The sequence below is a fragment of the Streptomyces sp. NBC_01235 genome (assembly GCF_035989285.1).
Taxonomy (GTDB): domain Bacteria; phylum Actinomycetota; class Actinomycetes; order Streptomycetales; family Streptomycetaceae; genus Streptomyces.
In genome coordinates this window covers 323,166-342,262 of sequence record NZ_CP108513.1, presented here as the reverse complement: position 1 = coordinate 342,262, position 19,097 = coordinate 323,166, and the positions used below count along the sequence as shown (strand labels likewise).

Sequence of the window (19,097 nt, the reverse complement as noted above, 5' to 3'; positions counted from 1 at the left end):
CCGTTCAGCGGCCGGTCTCCATGACCAGCCGCAGGTTCGCCCGGGCTTCGGCGGTGCGCGGGTCACCCGGCCCGAACCGGCGCTCGTACGCGGCGACGACCTTGCGGCACAGCGCCTCCGCCTCGGCCCGGTCGCCCCGGCGGTGCGCCATCGCGGCCAGATTGCTCATGGCGGAGACCGTTCGGGGGTGGTCGGCCCCGAAGAGCCCGGAGTACCCCTCCACCACCGTGCGCATCAGCGCCTCGGCCTCGCCCACCTTGCCCGCCCCGTGCAGCACCGACGCCAGGTTGCTCTGCGTCGACAGCGTGTCCACGTGGCCCACGCCCGCGTTCCGTACGCGGAGGTCGACCACCGTGCGGTAGTGCAGTTCCGCCTCGGCCCACCGGCCCTGGTGGGCGAGGACGGCAGCCTGGTTGGCCCGCGCGTCCGAACTGAGCGAGTCGGCCGGGCCGAGCAGCCGTCCGGCGTCGTCCGCCACCTGCCGGTACAGCCGCTCGGCATCCTCCAGCCGGCCCTGCGCCCGCAGGGCCCCCGCCAGGTCGTTGCGGCTGCGCAGGGTGTCCCGGTGGTCCTGGCCCAGGGATCGCTCGCGGCCGGCCAGCGCCCGCCGGACCAGTTGCTCCGCCTCGGCGGGCCGGTTCTGCGCGAGCGTGAGGCGAGCGAGCCGGGCCAGGCTCCTCAGGGCCTCCGGATCAGCCTCACCGGACGCGTGGACCTGTTCGCCCCACACCATCCGGGTCAGTTGCTCCGCCTCGCCCAGTTCGCCGAGCTCCTCCAGCGCCCGTGCCAGAGACGACGTGGCCGCCAGCGTGTCGGGGTGCCCGTGGCCGATCACCGTCCGGCGGCCGGCGACGACGTAGCGGAACAGTTCGACCGCCTCGTCCGCGGAACCCTGCCGCCACAGCACCTCGGCCAACTCGTAGGCCGCGGTGAGCGTGTCGGGGTGCGTCTCGCCCTTGCCCTCGTAAGCGGCACTCAGCGTCCAGCGCGCCTTCGCCTCCGGTGTCATCGTGAGCTTGACGTTCACGACCGGGAGGCCGTCGGCACCGTCCCGCGTCGTGATGCTGTACGAGACGCCCTCGGCCAACTCGCCGCTCGCGCCACCTTCCGGCTCCACGGGCCCGGGGCGCCGCCCCGCCTTCCGCCGCCCCCATCCTCGCCATCCACCGCTCATCGACCGCCCCTCCCCCTGGTGCGATGCCTGTTTCGCCTTCCATGGTTGCGCAAGGCACGGCGTGGGCCCAGAGCGCGTTCCGCAATGGGTGGGCCCGCGGCCACCCCGCCGGCAGGGAAGCGCTGGTCGACGGCCTGGTCGAGGCCTTCTTCGACGAGGTCGACGACCGGTTGCGCGCCACGTCCGAGGAGATCCGGCCGGCCCGGGACACCGAGTCCTCCGACCGGCCCTGGCGCGCCGAACTGCGCGGGATCGCGCGCGCCTTCGCCTCGGTGGTGCACGCCCACCCCGAAATCCTGTCCGCGGTGGCCACGCGCCCGCTCTCCGTACCGGTGGCCCGGCGTCCCGGCCCCCCTGCCCGACCTGCGGAACCAGCGACGACTACGCCTTTGCGCGCCGTCTGGTGGAGTTGCGCAAGGGCAAGGTCCTCAGCTCCACGGTGGGGCAAGAGCTTCCACCCGCCGTGGCCGGAGATGAAGCAGATCGTCCTCGATGTCGACGCCATGGCTGGTCAGGCGGCGCGAAACTGATGGTGATGTCCCCGGTGCCGGTCCCGGCTGATCCGCCGGGGACGATGCTTCTGAGGACCCGGGTCGCCCCGCCGTCGGTCGAGACGCAGATCGGAGCGAAGGGACCTCCCTTGGGGCCGGTGGCGAACGCGGTCGCGACCGCCTCCTCCGGGTGTTCGGGGTCGAGCGCGAGGTTGGGCTCGGCAGCGCCACCCGCCCGAAGGAGGGCCCACCGGCGGCTCGCGCCGGTGGGGACGGGGCCGCCGCTCAGCGCACCGGGAAGCCGAAGGAATACCCCTGCTGCTTCAGCCAGGGCAGGACCTCGCGCAGGGCGGCGACCGTCTGGGAGCGGTCCCCGCCGGCGTCGTGGAAGAGGATGGTCGGGCCGTTGGAGATCTCGCTCTTGACGGTGGCGACGATCGCGGCGGCGCCGGGGTGCTCGAAGTCCTTGGTGTCGACGTTCCAGCCCAGCGGCCGCATCCCGTGGGAGGCGGCGAGGGTACGGCTGTAGGGGGTGAAGGCACCGCCGGGGGCCCGGTAGTACAGGGGTCGCACGCCCCCAGAGGCTTCGGTGATCATGCGCTCGGCGTCCAGGATCTGCTGCGACTGGTAGGACTCGGGCTTGGTGTCCATCGTGGTGTCGTGCGACACCGAGTGGTCGCACAGCCGGTGCCCGGCCGCCACCACCGCCTTGACCAGGTCCGGGTGGGCCTGGGCCTGCGTGCCCACCATGCAGAAGGTCGCCTTCACCCCGTTCTCCTCCAGCACCTGGAGGACCTGCGGGGTCCAGACCGGGTCCGGCCCGTCGTCGATGGTGATGTTGACGCCCCGGGCACCGGCATCCGACGCGTGGGCGATGTCCACCGCCACCGCCGCCGGCGCGCGGTCCGCGGCGCCCGCTGCCGAGGGGCTCGCCGAGACGCCTGCCTCCGCCCGGCGGCCGTCGGCCTGGCCGGCCTGCGCCGTCCATACCGAGGTGGCCGCCGCCACCGCCGTCACTCCGACCGCCGCCGCGAGTACCCGGCCGTACCATCCCCGCCCGCCATGCCGCGCCATGTCTGCCCTGTCCTCGTCTTGTTGGTGGAAGCCCCAGCAGCAGTGAGGACGGGGAAAGGGCACCGCGGGATCCCTCTGTTACCGATCACGGACAGTTCCGCGAGGATTCCGGGACGCAAGAGCGCGCGCACGGGACGGTGTTCGGGGCCGCAACGGGCTGCGCAACAGGGCCGCGGGGCCCGGCGTGCTGCCGACGCGGGTGGTGAGCGCGATACCGGCGGCGTACTGGCCCTTGTTGTGGCCCTGGGCGAATTCGCAGGCCGGGGCCACGGGAGGGCCGGTTGTTGGACCGGTCGAACCAGACGGTCCGTCCGGTGCCGTCCAGCGCGGTGCGGGCGGGTACGCACAGCGCCGCCGACATACGGTCACCACGGCGGCTGTAGCCGATGAGGAACTGGTCGGTGGGGCACTGGAGTTTGGTGTGGCCACCGGCCCGGTATCGGCCTGCCGGGACATGGCGTTCGTCGGTGACGACCGTCCGGGTGTTGCCCGCGGCGCGCAGATCGTCGCCGTTCGTGTCGGTGCACAGGCATCGCCCGCACCGTGTGGCTGAGGCCGATCAGCCGCAGACCGTCGGGGGCCGTCGGGGCCGCCGGGCGAGGGGCCCGGGCGAGGGGCCCGGGGGCGGCGGGGGCTGGGCGGCGGCGACCGCGGCCGGTGCGGGGTCTGGAGGGTGAGAACCGTGACCAGTACTGTCAGGTACTTGACAAATCGAAGGTCTGCATCCGGTCCTCTGCGGGGTGCGCGGGGGAAGGGGGGCGCGAGCGGCGACTGCCGGCCCACGGACGCGCGGCGCCCGGCGCCGGCTCGATGAGCCCGGGCGTCCGTGCGCCGCGCAGGTGAGCAATGCCCGTGGAGGTCACCAGGTGTGTGCGACGTCCACCACGAGGGCGCCGGCCAGGCGCAGCACCCGGAAGGGGAGGCGTGCGCGCACGCCGAGCCCGAACTGTGTCACCCCCTCGAAGCTCCCGGCGTACCGGGTGTCACGGAAGGTGCTGTACCCGGTGAGGTTCACGCCCGGCAGTGGTTGCGCGACCCGTCCGGGGTAGGTGGAGGCGCCGGTCTCGGGGTCGTAGGCGGGCGCGTTGACCCGGACGTCCAGGATGGCACCGCCACCGACGGGGATGGGGCGGCCGGATGCGTCCTGTTCGAGCTGGTCGACGTACCCCACCGAGAAGCCGAGTTGGCCGGCGCCCGCGCCGGGGACGTCGATGACGAACCTGTCGTAGCAGTCGTGGCGGCCGGTCCGTACGTTCGTCACCGGTGTCGACGTGCCGGCGAGGTACGTCTTGTCCAGGCTGCCCCAGCCGGTGGGACAGGCGGTGGCGGCCCGGGTCGCGGTGACCGGCGAGGCCTCGGCCGGGGCTGCGGCCACGCCCAGTGTGGCGGTCAGGAGGGCTGCGGTGGCCCAAATGGTTCTGTTTCGCACCATGATCTCCCCGGAAGGGTATGCGTGTCGGACATCAACAGAGACAACCTGATTGGCCCATAGGTTGTACGGTTTTGCGCCTCGGTATGGCGCGAACGCGCCGACCCGGGGGTCCACCCGTCGGGGCGTCGTCGGCCGGTGAGGCTCCTGCGTCCGCGGGGGAGAAGTGCCCTGTCCCGGTCAGCGGAAAGTACCAAGCGGTCCATTGAGCCCCGAAATGACAATGAGCGCGTCCCGCCGCTACGCGCGGCACAGGTGAGGCAGCCGCTGGTGCAGGAGGTGTGCGGAGTGACGCATGAAGTGGTCGACCGTGTGGAGGAAATGGGCTCCGAACTGGCCGCACTCGCCGATGAGAACGAGAAACTCGGCAAGTTGAGCGACCGGACCGTCGAACTTCTGCGTTCGGCGGGAGTGATCCGGCTTTTGCAGCCCAAGGAGTTCGGCGGCTACTGCGCCCACCCCCGGGATTTCGCGGAAGCGGTGATGGCCGTCGCCCGGCACGACGGGGCCGCGGGCTGGGTGAGCGGAGTCGTCGGCGTCCACCCGTGGGAACTCGCCCAGCTGGACCCCCGCCTCGCGCACGAGGTGTGGGACGAGAACCCGGACACCTGGATCGCCTCCCCCTACATGCCGAACGGCATCGCCGATCCGGTGGACGGCGGTTACGTCCTCAGCGGGCGCTGGCCGTTCTCCTCGGGCAGCGACCACTGCGGCTGGGACTTCCTCGGCGCGCTCGTCGGCGACGGGAAGGGCAGGCCTGCCGGGCCGATCAGCGTGCTGCACGTCGTGCTGCCCCGGTCGGACTACGAGATCATCGACGGCACCTGGGACGTGGTCGGCCTCGCGGGCACCGGCAGCAAGGACGTCGTCGTCGACAAGGCGTTCATCCCGGAGTACCGGACCATCCGCCAGGAGAAGGTCCAGGAAGGGACCGCCGCCGAGGAGGTGGGGCTCACCGAGATCCTCTACAAGCTGCCCTTCAGCTCGATGTTCCCGCTGGGCATCACCGCGGCGGTCGTCGGGATCTGCGAGGGCGCCCTCGCCGTCCACCTGAGCCAGCAGCGCGACCGGGTCGCCGTGACGGGCGTGCAGGTGCGAGACGACCCGTACGTGCTGTACGCGGCAGGGGAGGCCGCGGCGGAGATCGCCGCCTCCCGGGTCCAACTCATCGACGGCATCAGCAGGTTGTACGACCAGGCCGAGGCCGGAAAGCCCATCACCATCGAGGACCGGGCGAATGTCCGGCGCAACCAGGTCCGCTGCGCGTGGCGGGCCGTCTCCGCACTGGACGAGATCTTCGCGCGGTCCGGCGGGAACGCGAGCCGGCGGGGCAACCCGATCCAGCGGTTCTGGCGGGACGCCCACGTGGGCCTCCAGCACATGATCCATGTGCCCGGCTCGGCGTATCACGCCAACGCCCTGGCCCAGATGGGCCTGGAGCTGCCCGAGTCGATGCGCGTGCTGATCTGACGTCATGTCAAGAAGGGTTCAAAGTCGGGGTGGAGGCCGGATGAGTGACATCGACGGGCGGCGGTTCCGGGACGTGCTGGGAAACTTCCCCACGAGCGTGGTCGCCGTCACCACGACGGACGCCGAACAGCGGCCGCACGGACTGGTCGTCGGGACCTTCGCGTCCGTGTCCCTGGACCCGCCGCTGGTGTCGTTCCTCGTGGACAGCTCCTCCACGACCCTGCGCACGATCCGCTCCGCCGGACGCTTCTGCGCCAACGCGCTCGCCGGCAACCAGGAGCGGCTGTCGCGAAAGATTTCGACAGGCCCGGCCCGGCAGCGGTTCGAGGGCACGGCCTGGACGGCGTCGTCCCTCGGCAACCCGGTTCTGGACGGAATCGTCGCCTGGGTCGACTGCACGGTGGAGCAGATCGTCGAGATCGGCGATCACCTCTTGGTCGTCGGTCGTGTCCGCGAGCTGCGCGTCGAGTCGCCGAAAACACCGCTGCTCTTCTTCCGGGGCGGCTACGGCGACTATCTCTCGAACTCGGCGCTCGTGCTGGACAGGCTTGTCGGATGGTAATCAGCTCAAAGGGGAGCCGCAGATGAAGAAAGACCTCCACATCAGACTGCAACGCGTATCTGCGTGGTGCGGAGTCATCCTGTTCGTGGGATTCTTCGCCGCATTCGCCGTGGGGCACCTCACCCCGCCGATGAGTCCGACGGAGAGCCCCGACGACATCGTCACGTTCCTCAAGGACCACCGCACGGGGATCCTCACCTGTGTCGCCCTGATGGTCCTGCTCGTCCCGTTCGAATACCCGTACGTCGTCGTGACGAGCATGCAAATGCGCCGGGTCGAGGGCGGCTGGGGTCTGCTCTCCATGATCCAGCTCACCACGGGTGTGGTGGCCCCGCTCGGGTTCTTCTTCCCGCTCGCGATCCTCGCCGCCGCGGCCTGGCGGCCGGAGGCCCACTCCGCCGACGTCCTGTCCGCGATGACCGACACCTTCTGGCTCATGTTCGTGGGCAACGCCTGCATCTTCGTGCTGCAGGTCTGGTCGATCGGGTACGTCGCGTTCATCGACCACCGCCGCGCCAAGCCGGTCTTCCCGCGCTGGTACGGCTGGCTCAGCATGGCGCTGGGGGTGCTGCTCATTCCGGGCGCCTTCGTCTACCTCAACAAGACCGGACCGCTCGCCTGGAACGGACTCCTCGCGTACCTGATCCCCTCGATCGCCTACGTCTTCTGGAAGATCGCCACGCCGTACGTGCTGCTGAAGGCGATCACGTCCGAGGAGAAGGAGCTGGCCGAGCGACCGGAGGCCGAACCGGCGACCGTATAGGACAGCCGCAAGGCCTGTGGCCCGTGCCCGCGACTCCAGCGCGGGGCACGGCCACAGACGCGTTCTCAGACGGAGAGCGCGAACCCGCCCGTCACGCGCAGCGTCTCGCCGGTGACGAACGCCGACTTCGACGAGACCAGGTGGAGCAGCGCCTCGACGACGTCCTGCTCCGTTCCCTCCCGCCGGAGGATCTGCTCGCCGAGGACCCGCTCGGCCTCCGCGCTCGACAGGTCGGCCCGGACGGTGTCGGTGAAGATCAGGCCCGGCGCGATGGCGTTGACCCGGATGCCGTCGGCGGCGAACTCGCGCGCGAACGACACCGTCAGGCCCCGCACGGCGAGCTTGGAGACGCCGTAGATGCTCCGGTTCGCGTAGGCCGCCGACGACGAGATGTTGACGATGGAGGCGCCCGCGCGGCCCTTCATGGCCTCCCGCGCGGCGAGCGAGCAGATGACGACTCCCATGACGTTCACGTCCAGCACCCGCCGCACCTTGGTGAGGCCGAGTTCCGTGAACGGTTTGTTGTAGGCGGCGTGCAGACCTGCGTTGTTGACGAGGATGTCGAGGCCGCCGTGGCGGTCGGTGATCTCGTGCACGGCCGCGTCGACGGCGGCCTCGTCGGCCACGTCGAAGGTCACGCCGGTCGCGCTGCCCCCGTGGTCGGTGAGTTCGGCGGCCGCCGCCTTCGCGGCCTCGCCGTCGATGTCGGCGAGGACGACATGCGCGCCCCGGGCGGTCAGCGCGGCGCCGAACGCCTTGCCGAAGCCCCGGCCGCCGCCGGTGACGAGTGCGACCTTGCCCTGGTGTTCGGTGTTCGACATCCCTCGATCTCCCCTCGACGTCCGTCACTTGGGCCCGAACCGCTGCCCGGCGTCCAGCCGCAGGCACTGGCCGTTGAGCATGGGGTTGTCGACGACGGCCAGGGCGAGCTTGGCGTACTCCTCGGGCCGGCCGAGGCGGCGGGGGAACGCGGCGCCCTTCACCAGCGCGGCCCGCGTCTCGGCCGGGATCCGGTCCGTGGCGCCCGTCTCGAACAGGCTGGGCGCGATGGCGAGGACGCGGATGCCGAGCGAGCCGAGATCGCGCGCCATGGTGAGGCACATCCCGGCGATGGCGGCCTTGGCCGCGGAGTAGGCGACCTGTCCGACCTGCCCTTCGAAGGCGGCGATCGACGAGGTGGTGATGATGACGCCGCGTTCGCCGGTGGTCTCGGGGTCCTCGGGGTCCTCGGGCTCGTTGCGGCTCATGTGCGCGGCGGCGAGGCGGCTGATGTTGAAGGTGGCGACCGCGTTCAGGTCGAGGACCCGACGGAAGGTCTCCAGGTCGTGGGGGCCGCCCCGGCCGAGGGTGCGCTTCACCGTGCCGCCGCCCGCGGTGGTGATCGAGACATGCAGCCCGCCGAGCGCGTCGACGGCGGCGTCCAGGGCGCCCTCCGTCGCCTCGAAGTCGGTGACGTCGACGGGATGGAAGCTCCCGCCGAACGCGGCGGCGACCTCGGCGCCCGCCGACTCGGGACGGTCGAGGACGGCGACCTCGGCGCCGCGGGCCGCGAGCAGCTCGGCGCTGGCCCGGCCCATGCCGGAGGCGCCGCCGAACACCACGGCCTTCTTGCCCTTGATCTCCATCGGACACCTTTCGCTCAGGCGGATACACGCTCAGGCGGACACGGGGGGCCGCCGCAGCAGGGTGCACAGCCGGTCCCGGTGGACGGCGCTGTCGCCGTACAGCACGCTGTCGGCCCTGGCGCGGCGCAGGTGGAGGTGCAGATCATGCTCCCAGGTGAAACCGACACCCCCATGCAGTTGCAGGGCACGGCCCGCCACCTCGCCGGCGGCGGCCGAGGCGTGCGCGGCGGCGGCGCAGGCCGCCCGGGCGGCGTCGTCCGCTCCGGCGTCGACGGCCATCGCCGCGTGGAACGTTGCGGCCCGGGTGCCGTGCACGAGCAGCGCCATGTCGGCGCACGCGTGCTTGACGGCCTGGAAGGCGCCGATCGGCCGCCCGAACTGCACCCGGGTCTTCACGTGTTCGACGGTGAGTTCCAGCATGCGCTCCATCACTCCGAGCGCGTCGGCGCACCGCAGCAGCGACGCCTCGTCGAGCAGCCGCTGGATGCCGTCCGGCCCGTCGTCCAGGCGGTGGCCGTAGGGGACCCGTACGTTCTCGAACCGGACCTCGTAGAACGAGCGGGTCGGATCGAGGACCCGCCGGCGCCGGACGGTGACCCCCGGCGCGTGGCGGTCGACGAGGAACGACGCCGGGATCCCGTCGTGGAGTGCCGTGACGAGCAGCAGGCGGGCGCCGCCGGCGTCCTGCACCGCGGTCTTGACCCCGTCGAGGACGACGACGTCCGCCTCGGTGCGGGCGGTGGCGCGGATGCCGTCGAGGGTCCATGGCGCGTGCGGTTCCGCGAAGGCCCACGTGGCCCAGCGCGATCCGGCTGCGAGTTCGGGGAGCACTTCGGTACGCAGTCGAGGCGGACCGGCGGCGGCGAGCGCCCGGCCGACAAGCGCGGTGGACGTGAACGGGCCCCGCCCGAGCGCCCGTCCTGTCTCCTCCGCGACCAGCACGAGTTCCACAAGCCCCTGGCCGGCACCGCCGTACTCCTCGGGCAGGGCCAGCCCGGGCCACCCGAGGTCGGACGTCAGGCTCCACACCTCCGGGTCGACGTCTTCGTCGCCGTCCATCCAGGCCCGCACACGTTCGATCGGGGCCAGATCCGACAACAGGTCGCGCGATGCCTCGCGCAGGAGGATCTGCTCCTCGCTGAGCTCGAAGTTCACCAGAGCAAGGTATCCTCTTTTAATCGACCGGTCGAGAACTGCAGCGCACTTGACGGGAGAGCTTACGGGCGGCTTCCGAGTTGAGTACTCTGAATTGCATGGTTGATGCCGTAGTTCTCGCCGCCTGCCGCACCGCGATCGGAACCGCCCGCAGGGGAACCCTGCGGGACACCAGCGCCTTCGACCTCGCCACCGTCGTCGTCCGCGAAGCCGCACAGCGCTGCGGGTTGCCGCCGGAGACGATCGACGACGTCGTGCTCGGTGAATCCCTGGCCGGCGGCGGGGACATCGCCCGCTACGCCGCCCTTCAGGCCGGGCTGACGCATGTCCCGGGCCTGGCGCACAACCGGCACTGCGCCTCGGGACTGGCCAGCGTGGCGACCGCCGCCGGGAGCGTGCGCGCCGGAATGGACCGTGTGGTCGTCGCGGGCGGGACGCAGTCCTCGTCGACGGCACCGGTGTCCCGGCGGCGGATCCCGGGCACGGACGACGACTGGCAGGACCCCTGGATGTCGCCCTCCCACGTCCCGACGCCCGAGGCGCCCAACAACGACATGGGGGTGCTCGTCGGCTGGAACACGGCCCGGCTGGCCGGCCTCACCCGGCAGGAGATGGACGCCTGGGCGCTGCGCTCCCATCGGCGGGCCGTGCGCGCCGTCGACGAGGGCCGTTTCGCCGACGAGATCGTCCCCGTGAAGGTCACCGACCGCGGCGGCCAGGTGTCCGTGTTCGACGTCGACGAGCATCCGCGGCGCGACACCAGCCTGGAGAAGCTGGCCGCCCTGAAGGTGCTGCACCCCGAGATCGAGGGCTTCTCCATCACGGCCGGAAACTCCAGCGGCGTGAACGACGGTGCCGCCGCGGTCGTCGTCGCCGGATCCGACGTCGCCGCCGCCCACGGACTCACCCCGCTCGCGACGGTGCGTGCCTGGGCGAGTGTGGGCGTCGATCCCGTGGAGACCGGCCTCGCGCCGATCCGCGCGATCCGCAAGGCCCTCGACCGCGCCGGGCTCGGCATCGACGAGGTCGACCTGTTCGAGGTCAACGAGGCGTTCGCGGCCGTGGCGGTGGCCACCACCCGTGAGCTGGGCCTAGACCCGGAGCGGGTCAACCCGTTCGGCAGCGGTTGCAGCCTCGGCCACCCGATCGCCACCACCGGCACCCGCATGATCGTCACCCTGGCGCACGAACTGCGGCGCCGGGGTAGGGGGACGGCGGTCGCGGCCATGTGCGCGGGCGGCGGCATGGGGTCGGCCGTGGTCCTGACGGCGTAGCCCACCATGGTCGAGCAACTGGACGCCCGGCGGTCGGACGGTGTGCTCCGGCTGTGAGGGTGGGGAACACGCCGCGGCCCTCGGGAAGATGGACGAGACCGGCCCGGCGGATCCGGTCGGGCGTCTTCCCTGTGAGGTCACGGCCGTCGAGTGCGAGGCGTCGGCCCCTCGCATGCCTCGGGTGGTACGCCGGTCAGCGTGCCGCCCAGCTCACCGTCTTCGTCTGCAGGTACTCGTCGAGGCCGAACTCGCCCCATTCCCTGCCGAGTCCACTCTGTTTGTAACCGCCGAAGGCGGCCCGCGGGTTCACACCGGCGCTGCCGCCGTTGATCGTGACACCGCCGGCCCGGATCCGGCCCGCGATCTCGTACGCCGTCACCGTGTCGGCGCTCCAGACCGCGCCGCCCAGGCCGTACGGGCTGTCGTTCGCGATGCCCACCGCCTCCTCGTCGGTGCGGAACGGGATGACGACACCGACCGGTCCGAAGAACTCGGTCCGCGCGACGGTCATCGCGTTGTCGACGCCGACGAAGAGCGTGGGTTCCACGAAGTGGCCCCGGTCCAGGCCGACCGGGCGCCCGCCGCCGAAGACGACCCGGGCGCCCTCCTCCTCACCGGCGCGGATCAGCTTCTCGACCTTGTCCCGCTGGGCCTCGCTGATCAGCGGACCCATCGTGGTGGCCGCGTCGGCGGGATCGCCCACCCTCACCCCGGCGAGGCCCGCGCTCAGCCGGGCGACCAGTTCGTCGTGGACGGACTCGTGCACAAGCGTGCGGGTGAGCAGCGAACAGCCCTGGCCGGCGTGGGTCGTGATGCCCGCGAGCGCGGAGCGGACGGCGCCGTCGAGGTCGGCGTCGGCGCGGACGATGTTGGCCGACTTCCCGCCCAGTTCGAGGACCGCCTTCTTCATGGAGGCGGCGGCCTGGGCGTAGACCATGCGCCCGACCGTGTCCGACCCGGTGAAGCTGACGAGGTCCACCATGGGGTGGGTGGTCAGTTCCCGGCCGGCCTCCACGTCACCGGTGACGATGTTCAGCACGCCCGGTGGCAGACCCGCCGCGTCCGCGAAGTCGCCGATCAACAGGGAGTCCAGGGGAGTCTGCGGCGCCGGCTTCAGGACGACGGTGCAGCCCGCCGCGAGAGCGGGGATCACCTTCATCATGCTGAGGAAGAACGGGAAGTTGTAGGCCGAGATCAGGGCACACACCCCGAAGGCCTCCCGGCGCAGCACCCCTTGGGAGATGCCGATGCCCGGCGCGATCGTGGGCTCCATCGGGCGCTCCCACCCGAACGTCGGCATCACCCGCTCCGCCATGTCGCGCAGATGCGCCACCGGGACGCGGGTCTGCAGGCTCTCCGCGAGGGCGCGGACGGACCCCGCCTCGGCCATGTTGACGGCGACTAGGTCAGGGAGCCGGCGCTCCATCTCCTCGGCCATGCACAGCAGCACCGCGGCCCGCGCGGCGGGCCTCATCCGTGGCCAGGGGCCCTCGTCGAAGGCCCGGCGGGCCGCGCCGACGGCAGCGCGCACATCAGTGAGCGAGGCCTCGGGGACCTCCGCGATCGTCTCCTCGGTCGCCGGATTGCGTACGACGATCCGCGCGTCAGACCCGCCGTCGGTGCGGCGTCCGTCTATGTAGAGCTGCGAAGAGAACGAGTACGCCGTCGTCATGTGCCGTCTCCTGATCGCCGTGGTTCCCGGTGTTCAGTGTACTGAATTGCCAATGGCGGGGAAGTAGCTCGCCACCTGACAGGAATGTCAGGAGCGGGGTGTACTGAATCGTTGACTGGACCGATCGGTACAGGTAACTTCGACCATCACTCGGGGGAGGCGCCCAAGCGAACGACGATGTTCGGAAAGAGGTACCGCCTGTGTTCAAGGAATTTGTCGTGTCCGGCGACTCGCACATCATCGAGCCGGTCGATCTGTTCAAGACCCGGCTGCCCGGGCACCTTCGCGAACGGGCCCTCTGGGAAGAGGAGTTCACGCTCGAGGAGCCGATCGTGGCGGGCGGGCACACCGAGTTCAAGAAGCTGCACACCATCGGGTACGACGGCTGGACCATCTCCAAGTACCGGCAGTTCGGCGGGGAGACCCCGGACGGCGAGCCGGAGCACATCATCCGGGACATGAACCTCGACGGTGTCGACGCCTCGGTGATGTTCCCCAACCTGTCGCTGTTCGTGCTGTTCACCGACGACCACGAACTGTCGATGGCGCACGCACGTGTGTGGAACGACTACATCGCCGAGCGGTTCCTCCCGTACAAGGACCGGCTGCGCCCGACAGCGGCGATCCCCGTCACGGACATCCCCGAGGCCGTCGCCGAGATCGAGCGGTGCGCACGCCTCGGGCTGGGGGCGATCCTGATCCCGGAGACCCCGCCCGTGCCCTATGCCTCGCGCCTGTACGACCCGGTGTGGACGGCCGCCCAGGCGAACGGGATGCCGGTGTTCATCCACGTCGCCACCGGCGGGGTGAAGACCAAGGAAGACACGTCGGACACCGCGATGACCGTCCGGAGCATGATGACGGCCGTCAACATGGGCAAGGGCCAGTTGACCGACGACATGGTGTCGGGCCGGCTGCAGAACTCCGCGGCCGGGTTCGCCAATCCGCAGCGCATCATCGCCGACCTCGTCGGTGGCGGCGTCTGCGAACGGTTCCCGAACCTTCACTTCAACCTGATCGAGTTCAGCGCCGGATGGCTGGTCTCCTACATGGGCTTCATGGACAAGTCCTTCAGGACCGGCATCGGCCAGGACCCCGACTGGTGGCTCGGATTCTGGGACGACAGCCGCTCGCCGAAGGACCAGCCGGCCATGGGGCGGCTGTTCACCGTCAACGAGAAATGGCCCTACCCCCTCAAGCCCAGCGAGTACATCCAGCGCCAGATCCACGTGCAGTTCGCGGACGACCCCACGGCCGTCAAGGCCCGCCACATCACCGGCCTGTCGACGATCATGTGGGGCAACGACTACCCCCATGCCGAAGGCACCTTCCGCAGCAGCGCCGACTGCATCGCGTACAACTTCGACGAGTCGGTGTCCGACGACGACCGCGCGGCCATCCTGGGCGGCACGCTGGCCGACGTCGTCCACTTCGACAGGTCCCGGAAGCTGGCCCCCGTCACGGCCCCCGTCACCGAGGACGTCTGATCCACGCCCGAACCGCGGGCCGGCTGCGGAGCGACATCGCTCCGGAGCCGGCCCGCGGTTCGAGGTTCAGCCCCGATCCGGTTCAGCCCCGATCCGGTACGGCGCCGATCAGGGCGAGGCCGGCCCGGGCGTACGCGGCCCGGCGCTTACGGCCGACCAGGAAGCTCGGGGGCGCGAAGTAGCCGACGTCGCGGGGGAGGGAGCCGGCGCGCCGGGCGAGCGCGTCCTTCGCGTCGGCGGTCGTCCCGCAGACGGCGATCTCGGTGAGCATCTCGTCGGTGACCGCGGCCGCCATGCCGTCGGTGTCCCCGCTGCGGAACGCCGCGCGCAGCCGCTCGACGGGCTCGTCCCAGCCGTGGTGGGCCACGAACGGGTCGTACGTCTTCACGGTGAGGTAGAAGGCGATCATCCGGCGGGCGTCGGCGAGGGCGCGTTCGGGGGCGGCGTCGTCGACCGCCGTGATGATCCAGCCGTGTTCGAGCGGCCGTGCGGCGCGGTCGTTGCCGGCGGAGTCGCCCTCGGCGGTTCCCTGCTCGACGGCGGGCCGTACGACGTCGTTCCACCAGGAGTCGGTGAACAGGCCGTGCCCGATGACACCGTCGGCGACCCGGCCCGCGGTGGCGGCCATCCTCGAGTTGAACCCGGCGAGCAGGACGGGGATGTCGAGCCGGCCCAGCACCGGGGCGCGGACGTCGGCGTCGATCGACTGGAACTCGCCGCGGTGCCGGACCCGTTCGCCGTTCTCCGCGTGCAGCCAGGCGCGTGCCGCCTCGACCGTCTCCGCGATCCGGGCCACGGGACGGTCGGCGGGTACGCCCAGCCAGTCGCGGTTGATCCGGAACGCGGCGCTGCCCAGACCCAGGAACAGCCGGCCCGGCGCCTGGGCGTGCAGCTGGCGCATGGCGGTGGCGTGCGCGTACGGGGTACGCGAGAACGCGTAGGCGATGGCCGGGCCCGCCAAGGCGTGTTCGGTGTTTGCGACGATCTCGGCCAGGGTGAGGTAGGCGTCGTGGTCGACGAACTCCCCGGCGCAGAAGGCCTCGACACCGGCCTGCTCGGCCTCGCGCCCGACGTCCCGCCCCGGCCAGGGCATGCCGAACCGCATGGGAGCCTCCCGTGAAAAAAGTATACTGTTTTACGGTCGGACCGTACCGTACGGGAGGGTCAGCGCAGTGTCCAGCGCCCGCGGGGAACCGCCGATCGGTCCACCTGGGCCTTCCCGATCGGGTTGCCGATCTGGGTGTAGGACAGCCCGGTGCGCAACGCCTGGGTGCGGGTGGAGTCGAGGGACTCCCAGATCGCGCGGACCGTGCCCTGGATCGCCGCGGGCGGCTTGGCCGCGATGACGCGCGCGATGTCGTCGGCGCGATCCCACAGCCGCTCGCCCGGGAGCACCTCGCTGACCAGGCCGATCTGCAGGGCGCGCGCGGCCGACACGCGCTCGTCCAGGCCCAGCAGGGCGATGCGCAGCGCCTCGCCGAGAGGGATGCGCCGAGCGAGCCCGATCGGTTCGAGCGCCGCGGTGAGTCCGTAGCTGACGTGCGGGTCGAAGAACGTCGCGTCGTCCGAACAGATGACGATGTCGGCCTCGTTGAGCCAGTAGAAGGCCCCGCCGGCGGCCATCCCGTGCACCGCGCACACCAGGGGTTTCCACACCTGGTTCAGCTTCGGCGACAGGTACTCCCCGGGGTCGGTCTGCGACCAGACGTTGGGGTGGCGGTCGATCCCCTCCTTCACGTCCATGCCGGTGCAGAACGCGCGCTCGCCGGCACCGCGCAACACCACCACGTGCACATCGTCGTCGGCCTTGGCCGTGTCCCAGATGAGGGAGAAGTCCTCCAGCATCGCCTGGTTGAAGCTGTTCATGGCCTGCGGCCGGTTCAGTGTGATCGTGGCGACGTGGTCGGTCACCTCGAAAAGAACGGTCCTGAGGTCCATCCGGCAACTCCGTTCGTGAGTCGGCGCATCGCTCCGTCATCTCGACGTGATCCAGGTAAGTAGTATACTTTTTCCTGGTCTTGGAGCGCCCGGAACGGAACGACATCCGCGGAGGAAGCACCGATGAGGCCACGTGTGGGGCAGATGCTCGCCAGTACCGTCGACACGACGACCGTGATCGTCGTCCGGTGCCCTGAACATGAAGTGGACATCACCTGCGGCGGTGCCGCGATGACCGAGGAGAACCCGCCGGGGCCGGCCACCGGCACCGTGGACCCGCAGCTGTCGGGCGGTTCGCTGCTCGGCAAGCGCTACGCGGACGAGGAACTCGGTCTGGAGCTGCTGTGCACCAAGCCGGGGCCGGGCACCCTGGCGGTGAACGGTGTGCCGCTGCCGATGAAGAGCCCCAAGCCGCTGCCGGCCTCGGACTGAGCGGCGGGAGCGGGCCGATGAACATATCGATGCTCCTGGACATGGCCGCCGAGGGCTTCGGCGACCGCGTCGTGATCGGGCGCGCGGAGGACGGGCTGACCCCGTCGCGGCTTCGTGGGCTGTCGGTGGGCGGGGCTCGGGTGGTCCGCGCGAGCGGCGCCGACGCCCTCGTGTACCTGGCCACGAACGGCCCCGCCTTCACGGTCGCGCAGTTCGCCGCCGCCCGGGCCGGAGTGCCCCTCGTCCCGGTGAACTACCGGCTGGGCGGCGAACAGCTCGACGCCCTGCTGGCCAACCACCCCCGCGCCCTCGGCATCGCCGAACCGGAACAGGCCGGGGCGCTGCGCCGCGCCGGACTGCCGGTGCGCGCGCCGGCCGAGTGGCTGACCGATGCCGCGGCGGACACCGGCGACGACCTCGATCCGGAACCGTCCGAAGCCCCCGCCGTGCTGATCTACACCAGTGGCACGACGTCCGCCCCCAAGGGCGTGGTCCTGCGCCACCACAACCTGGTGTCGTACGTCCTCGGCACGGTGGAGTTCGCCGGAGCCGGCGCCGACGAGGCCGCGCTCATGAGCGTGCCGCCCTACCACATCGCCGCCGTGTCCAACGTGTTGACGAACCTGTACGCGGGCCGCCGGACCCTCACCCTCGACCAGTTCACCCCGGAGGGCTGGCTCGGCATGGTGCGGGAGCAGCGGGTCACCAACGCGATGGTCGTGCCGACGATGCTGGCCCGCCTCATGGACGCCGACGGACTGGACCGCTCCGTGCCCTCGCTGCGCGCGCTCGCCTACGGCGGGGCCCGGATGCCGGTGCGGGTGATCGAGACCGCGCTGCGCGCGTGGCCGCACGTCGGCTTCGTCAACGCCTACGGGCTGACGGAGACCTCCTCCACGATCTCCGTCCTCGGCCCAAGGGAGCACCGGGCGGCCGTCTCGAGCGACGATCCCGCGGTACGCGCCCGTCTCGGCTCGGCCGGACTGCCCCTGCCCGGCGTCGAGTTGGAGATACGTGATGCGTGCGGGGAGGTCGTCGGCGCGGGGGAGAGGGGGCAGATCTGGGTGCGGGGCGAGCAGGTCTCGGGCGAGTACGCGGGGCAGGGTTCGGCGGTCGACGAGCGGGGCTACTTCCACACCCGCGACCAGGGCCGCCTCGACCACGACGGCTACCTCTACCTCGAGGGCAGGGCCGACGACACGATCATCCGCGGGGCGGAGAACATCGCGCCCGCCGAGATCGAGGACGTCCTGCTGCGCCATCCGGACGTACTGGACGCCGTGGTCGTCGGCGTCCCGGACGAGGAGTGGGGCCAGCGGATCGAGGCCGTCGTGGTGCCCCGCGACGGTGCGCGGGTCGACGCCGGGGCGCTGCGGGCGGCGGTGCGCGGCACCCTGCGCGGCTCGAAGACCCCGGACCGCATCACGTACTGGACCGAACTCCCGCGCACGGTGACCGGCAAACTGGTGCGCCGCGACATCGTGGCGGCGCTCACCGCACCCGAGAGCGGCACGGAAGGACAGGCATGAGCGTCGTCGCCAACGACCAGGAGCTGGTGCGGGAGCTGACGCAACGCACGGCCCGCGCCGTGCGGGAGTGGACCCCCGGGGCCACGGTCGACGGCGTCGAGCCGCTCGCCGGCGGCACGTCGAGCCTGACGTACGTCGCCGCACTGTCGGGTGTCCCGGACGGCCACGAGCGCGTCGTCCTCAAGGTCGCCCCGCCCGGCCTCGAACCGGTCCGCAACCGGGACGTGCTGCGTCAGGCCCGGCTCATGGCGGCCTTGGCGGGGCAGCCCGGGGTGCGGGTGCCGCGGGTGCTCTTCCACGACGCGGGGGCGCCTGTGGCGATCCAGCCGTTCGTGGCGATGGAACTGGTGCCGGGACAGTGCGTGGAACCGGTCCTCGTGCCGCGCGGCACCCTGCCCGCCGGCCAGGTGCGCTCCCGTGCCCTGGACGCGGCCCGGATGCTCGCCGACCTGCACCGCGTGGATCCGCTGCGGACGCCGCTGGCGGCGGAGCCGGTCGTCACGCTCGGCGCCGAGATCGACCGCTGGACACGGGCGTTCACGACCGTCCCCGAGGACCTGCGCAACGGTCACGAGGCGCTCGCGCGGCGGCTGCACGCCACGATGCCCGCCGCGCTGACGCCCGTCTTCACACACGGCGACTACCGGCTCGGGAACACGCTGTGCGAGGCGGAATCGGTCACGGCGATCATCGACTGGGAGATCTGGTCGCTCGGCGATCCCCGGGTCGACATGACCTGGCTGACCTTCTTCACCGATGAGGCGCGGCACCCGGCATCCCCGTCGGACGAGCCGACCGGGATGCCCGGCAAGGCCGAACTCATCGACGCCTACCAGCAGGCGCGGGGCGAACCGCTGCGCGATCTGCCGTGGTTCGAGGCGCTGACCAAGTACAAGGAGTCCGCCGCGACCGCGCTGCTGATCAAACGAGGCCGCAAGGCGGGGCGGCTGACCGACATGCACCGGCGCATGCTGCCCGCGCTGCCGGTGCTGATGGCCGAGGCGACGGAGTTGCTCACCTGA

At 71.3% G+C, this 19,097-nt stretch carries 18 protein-coding genes and 1 pseudogene; 9 read left to right on the top strand and 10 right to left on the bottom strand.

Annotated elements, in window-relative coordinates:
- Window positions 1–4: 4 nt before the first annotated feature.
- Window positions 5–1,117: a tetratricopeptide repeat-containing protein gene (locus OG289_RS01445; protein WP_327312169.1), complete on the bottom strand. Its 1,113-nt coding sequence runs from the start codon at window positions 1,115–1,117 to the stop codon at window positions 5–7.
- A 98-nt stretch (window positions 1,118–1,215) separates the two neighbouring features.
- Between OG289_RS01445 and OG289_RS01440 the strand changes: the two genes are divergently transcribed.
- Window positions 1,216–1,704 (top strand): hypothetical protein, encoded by a 489-nt coding sequence (locus OG289_RS01440; protein ID WP_327312168.1) that lies wholly within the window; start codon window positions 1,216–1,218, stop codon window positions 1,702–1,704.
- Between the two features lie 246 nt (window positions 1,705–1,950).
- Here the strand turns inward: OG289_RS01440 and OG289_RS01435 are convergent, their stop codons facing one another.
- The 3 genes and pseudogenes from OG289_RS01435 to OG289_RS01425 all read right to left on the bottom strand — a co-directional run bounded on the left by OG289_RS01435 (window position 1,951) and on the right by OG289_RS01425 (window position 4,171).
- The gene (locus OG289_RS01435) at window positions 1,951–2,739 is read right to left on the bottom strand and encodes a polysaccharide deacetylase family protein (protein ID WP_327312167.1); all 789 of its coding nucleotides are present in this window, start codon (window positions 2,737–2,739) and stop codon (window positions 1,951–1,953) included.
- Window positions 2,740–2,901: 162 nt separating this feature from the next.
- A pseudogene (locus OG289_RS01430) lies at window positions 2,902–3,320 on the bottom strand (glycoside hydrolase); the annotation flags it as partial.
- Window positions 3,321–3,598: 278 nt separating this feature from the next.
- On the bottom strand, window positions 3,599–4,171 hold the full coding sequence (locus tag OG289_RS01425) for an AMIN-like domain-containing (lipo)protein (protein WP_327312166.1): 573 nt from the start codon (window positions 4,169–4,171) through the stop codon (window positions 3,599–3,601).
- Window positions 4,172–4,456: 285 nt separating this feature from the next.
- Between OG289_RS01425 and OG289_RS01420 the strand changes: the two genes are divergently transcribed.
- From OG289_RS01420 to OG289_RS01410, 3 genes are read left to right on the top strand one after another with little or no spacing between them, the layout of a single operon-like run.
- A complete protein-coding gene (locus tag OG289_RS01420; RefSeq protein WP_327312165.1) occupies window positions 4,457–5,638 on the top strand; it encodes a hydroxylase in 1,182 nt (393 codons plus the stop codon).
- 40 nt (window positions 5,639–5,678) lie between these two features.
- Window positions 5,679–6,200: a flavin reductase family protein gene (locus OG289_RS01415; RefSeq protein WP_327312164.1), complete on the top strand. Its 522-nt coding sequence runs from the start codon at window positions 5,679–5,681 to the stop codon at window positions 6,198–6,200.
- A gap of 22 nt (window positions 6,201–6,222) precedes the next feature.
- A complete protein-coding gene (locus OG289_RS01410; RefSeq protein ID WP_327312163.1) occupies window positions 6,223–6,963 on the top strand; it encodes a hypothetical protein in 741 nt (246 codons plus the stop codon).
- A 65-nt stretch (window positions 6,964–7,028) separates the two neighbouring features.
- Here the strand turns inward: OG289_RS01410 and OG289_RS01405 are convergent, their stop codons facing one another.
- From OG289_RS01405 to OG289_RS01395, 3 genes are read right to left on the bottom strand one after another with little or no spacing between them, the layout of a single operon-like run.
- The gene (locus tag OG289_RS01405) at window positions 7,029–7,784 is read right to left on the bottom strand and encodes an SDR family NAD(P)-dependent oxidoreductase (RefSeq protein WP_327312162.1); all 756 of its coding nucleotides are present in this window, start codon (window positions 7,782–7,784) and stop codon (window positions 7,029–7,031) included.
- A gap of 24 nt (window positions 7,785–7,808) precedes the next feature.
- A complete protein-coding gene (locus OG289_RS01400; protein ID WP_327312161.1) occupies window positions 7,809–8,588 on the bottom strand; it encodes an SDR family oxidoreductase in 780 nt (259 codons plus the stop codon).
- Window positions 8,589–8,618: 30 nt separating this feature from the next.
- A complete protein-coding gene (locus OG289_RS01395) occupies window positions 8,619–9,743 on the bottom strand; it encodes an acyl-CoA dehydrogenase family protein (protein WP_327312160.1) in 1,125 nt (374 codons plus the stop codon).
- Window positions 9,744–9,841: 98 nt separating this feature from the next.
- Between OG289_RS01395 and OG289_RS01390 the strand changes: the two genes are divergently transcribed.
- Window positions 9,842–11,017, top strand: a complete 1,176-nt coding sequence (locus OG289_RS01390; protein WP_327312159.1) for a thiolase family protein — start codon at window positions 9,842–9,844, stop codon at window positions 11,015–11,017.
- A 193-nt stretch (window positions 11,018–11,210) separates the two neighbouring features.
- Here OG289_RS01390 and OG289_RS01385 read toward each other — a convergent pair whose 3' ends face one another.
- The gene (locus OG289_RS01385; protein WP_327312158.1) at window positions 11,211–12,689 is read right to left on the bottom strand and encodes an aldehyde dehydrogenase family protein; all 1,479 of its coding nucleotides are present in this window, start codon (window positions 12,687–12,689) and stop codon (window positions 11,211–11,213) included.
- 218 nt (window positions 12,690–12,907) lie between these two features.
- Here OG289_RS01385 and OG289_RS01380 point away from each other — a divergent pair, with 218 nt between their 5' ends.
- The gene (locus tag OG289_RS01380; RefSeq protein ID WP_327312157.1) at window positions 12,908–14,176 is read left to right on the top strand and encodes an amidohydrolase family protein; all 1,269 of its coding nucleotides are present in this window, start codon (window positions 12,908–12,910) and stop codon (window positions 14,174–14,176) included.
- Window positions 14,177–14,258: 82 nt separating this feature from the next.
- Here the strand turns inward: OG289_RS01380 and OG289_RS01375 are convergent, their stop codons facing one another.
- Together OG289_RS01375 and OG289_RS01370 are read right to left on the bottom strand one after the other, a co-directional pair.
- Window positions 14,259–15,281: an LLM class flavin-dependent oxidoreductase gene (locus OG289_RS01375; RefSeq protein ID WP_327312156.1), complete on the bottom strand. Its 1,023-nt coding sequence runs from the start codon at window positions 15,279–15,281 to the stop codon at window positions 14,259–14,261.
- A gap of 59 nt (window positions 15,282–15,340) precedes the next feature.
- Window positions 15,341–16,114, bottom strand: coding sequence for an enoyl-CoA hydratase/isomerase family protein (locus OG289_RS01370; RefSeq protein ID WP_327312155.1), 774 nt, complete (start codon window positions 16,112–16,114; stop codon window positions 15,341–15,343).
- A gap of 123 nt (window positions 16,115–16,237) precedes the next feature.
- Here OG289_RS01370 and OG289_RS01365 point away from each other — a divergent pair, with 123 nt between their 5' ends.
- From OG289_RS01365 to OG289_RS01355, 3 genes are read left to right on the top strand one after another with little or no spacing between them, the layout of a single operon-like run.
- Window positions 16,238–16,546 carry a hypothetical protein gene (locus OG289_RS01365; RefSeq protein ID WP_327312154.1) on the top strand — a complete coding sequence of 103 codons (309 nt, stop codon included), beginning with the start codon at window positions 16,238–16,240 and terminating at the stop codon, window positions 16,544–16,546.
- 17 nt (window positions 16,547–16,563) lie between these two features.
- The gene (locus OG289_RS01360) at window positions 16,564–18,075 is read left to right on the top strand and encodes a class I adenylate-forming enzyme family protein (RefSeq protein WP_327312153.1); all 1,512 of its coding nucleotides are present in this window, start codon (window positions 16,564–16,566) and stop codon (window positions 18,073–18,075) included.
- Window positions 18,072–19,097, top strand: a complete 1,026-nt coding sequence (locus tag OG289_RS01355) for a phosphotransferase family protein (protein WP_327312152.1) — start codon at window positions 18,072–18,074, stop codon at window positions 19,095–19,097. The genes OG289_RS01360 and OG289_RS01355 overlap by 4 nt, the downstream gene beginning before the upstream one ends.

Bases quoted from the DNA above. Each gene is read 5' to 3' on its own strand.
- OG289_RS01440 (WP_327312168.1), top strand. From the start codon at position 1,216: ATGGTTGCGCAAGGCACGGCGTGGGCCCAGAGCGCGTTCCGCAATGGG.
- OG289_RS01435 (WP_327312167.1), bottom strand. From the start codon at position 2,739: ATGGCGCGGCATGGCGGGCGGGGATGGTACGGCCGGGTACTCGCGGCG.
- OG289_RS01425 (WP_327312166.1), bottom strand. From the start codon at position 4,171: ATGGTGCGAAACAGAACCATTTGGGCCACCGCAGCCCTCCTGACCGCC.
- OG289_RS01415 (WP_327312164.1), top strand. From the start codon at position 5,679: ATGAGTGACATCGACGGGCGGCGGTTCCGGGACGTGCTGGGAAACTTC.
- OG289_RS01410 (WP_327312163.1), top strand. From the start codon at position 6,223: ATGAAGAAAGACCTCCACATCAGACTGCAACGCGTATCTGCGTGGTGC.
- OG289_RS01405 (WP_327312162.1), bottom strand. From the start codon at position 7,784: ATGTCGAACACCGAACACCAGGGCAAGGTCGCACTCGTCACCGGCGGC.
- OG289_RS01400 (WP_327312161.1), bottom strand. From the start codon at position 8,588: ATGGAGATCAAGGGCAAGAAGGCCGTGGTGTTCGGCGGCGCCTCCGGC.
- OG289_RS01390 (WP_327312159.1), top strand. From the start codon at position 9,842: ATGGTTGATGCCGTAGTTCTCGCCGCCTGCCGCACCGCGATCGGAACC.
- OG289_RS01385 (WP_327312158.1), bottom strand. From the start codon at position 12,689: ATGACGACGGCGTACTCGTTCTCTTCGCAGCTCTACATAGACGGACGC.
- OG289_RS01375 (WP_327312156.1), bottom strand. From the start codon at position 15,281: ATGCGGTTCGGCATGCCCTGGCCGGGGCGGGACGTCGGGCGCGAGGCC.
- OG289_RS01370 (WP_327312155.1), bottom strand. From the start codon at position 16,114: ATGGACCTCAGGACCGTTCTTTTCGAGGTGACCGACCACGTCGCCACG.
- OG289_RS01365 (WP_327312154.1), top strand. From the start codon at position 16,238: ATGAGGCCACGTGTGGGGCAGATGCTCGCCAGTACCGTCGACACGACG.
- OG289_RS01360 (WP_327312153.1), top strand. From the start codon at position 16,564: ATGAACATATCGATGCTCCTGGACATGGCCGCCGAGGGCTTCGGCGAC.
- OG289_RS01355 (WP_327312152.1), top strand. From the start codon at position 18,072: ATGAGCGTCGTCGCCAACGACCAGGAGCTGGTGCGGGAGCTGACGCAA.